1 protein-coding gene is annotated in these 1,675 nt (G+C 65.7%); it reads right to left on the minus strand.

What is annotated here, in order from left to right; genetic code table 11:
* Positions 1 to 34: 34 nt before the first annotated feature.
* Positions 35 to 1,261: an IS30 family transposase gene (locus tag HMPREF3121_RS04765; protein WP_141742971.1), complete on the minus strand. Its 1,227-nt coding sequence runs from the start codon at positions 1,259 to 1,261 to the stop codon at positions 35 to 37.
* Positions 1,262 to 1,675 lie beyond the last annotated feature (414 nt).

Consider the following 1,675-nt stretch of genomic DNA (forward strand, 5'->3'; position numbering starts at 1 on the left):
GGCGGATTCTAGGAGTCGTTGCAACACCAGCGGATCAAGACGCGTCCAGTAAAGCACTCATCCGCTGAGCCGGTGTGTCCCATCCAAGAGTTTTCCGGGGACGACCGTTGAGCTGCTGGGCGACGAACTCCAGGTCCTCCGGCGAATGCGCCGACAGGTCAGTTCCTTTGGGGAAGTACTGCCGCAACAGGCCGTTGGTGTTTTCATTGGTACCGCGTTGCCAGGGACTGGCCGGATCGCAGAAGTACACCGGGCATTCGGCTGCGACGCTGAACTGCTTGTGGCCGGCCATCTCCGAGCCTTGATCCCAGGTCAACGATCCCCGCAGGTGCGTGGGCAGCGAACCGATCGCCGCGGTGAGCCCATCACGCACGGCGGTGGCACCGTGACCGGCAGGCAGATGCACCAGGATGACGTAGCGGGTCGTGCGTTCAACCAGCGTGGCAATGGCGGACTTGTTGGCCGCACCCAGGATCAAGTCGCCTTCCCAATGCCCGGGCACCGCCCGATCCTCGACGTCGGCGGGCCGCTGGCTGATCATGACCATGTCGTCGACGAAGCGTCGCCGCCGCTGGGCCGGGTCACCGTTGGGCACTCGCCGTGCGCGGCCGGTGCGCAGCGCTGCGGCGACTTGCTTTTTCAGCCCGCCGCGGGCTTGGACGTAGAGGGCCTGGTAGATCGTTTCATGGCACACGTGCCACTCCTTGGCGTGGGGATAGGCCCGGCGTAGCCATGCAGCGATCTGTTCGGGGGACCACCGCAGATCCAACTTTGTTTGGATCAGCTGCGCCAGCATCGCGTCACCGGCGATTTTGGGTTGTTTGGGCCGAAGCCTACGGGCCGCGGCTTTGCGTGCTGCGGCGATGGGCCGGTAGGGCCCGTCGGCGCTGCGGTTGTTGGCTAACTCGCGGCTGATCGTCGACGGGCTACGTCCCAGGTGCCCGGCGATGGCCCGCATGGACCATCCTTCCCGCCGCAGGTCGGCGATGGTTTCCCGTTCAGTCAGCGACAGGTAGCGCGGGTGGATCCGGTGATACGGGTCAATGGTGGGGTGATTGGCGGGATCGGGTTGCCGGCCGGGTTCGATGACGTCATGGTGCGTCAGCAAAGTGGTCATGAGTCTGTTGTACTGGGCGGCGTCGGCGCCGGTGGGGATGAAGCGTGTGCGCGGCCGGGTACCTGTTTTGGTTACCCCTTTGTCGAAGTCCAAGGCGGTGCGGGGGCTGATGCCGCAGGCTGCGGCGGCATCGGTGCGGGTCAGTGCTGATAGACGCAGCGTTAGATACTCGACTCGGCGAGTTGTCGCTGCGGCACCGCGAGGCATCGGGCGGGGTTGGTGGACGCCGGCGGCGCGGGCGGCGTTGAATACCGCCGAGATGCTGATGCCACAGTCACGGGCGGCTTGGGTCAGGGTGGAACCGGCCGCAACGCGGTCGACGGCCCGGTTGATGGTGTCGGCCGGTGGTGTTGGCCGTGGTGGTACCAGGCCATGGGTGTGGGCGAAGTTGAGGCAATGCCGGTAGTGCAGTCCCAGCGTGTGGGCCGCCGAGCGGATGGAAGTTCCCGGTTGTGACAGGGCTTGGGCAAGAGCCTGTTGGTCGGTGGGCGTCAGTGAGTAGAACGGGTGGCGTGGTGCCATGGTCGTTGGGTCCCCTGGTGGGTAGGGGTGTTGCAA

Source organism: Corynebacterium sp. HMSC11E11, from assembly GCF_001807025.1.
GTDB lineage: Bacteria > Actinomycetota > Actinomycetes > Mycobacteriales > Mycobacteriaceae > Corynebacterium > Corynebacterium freneyi.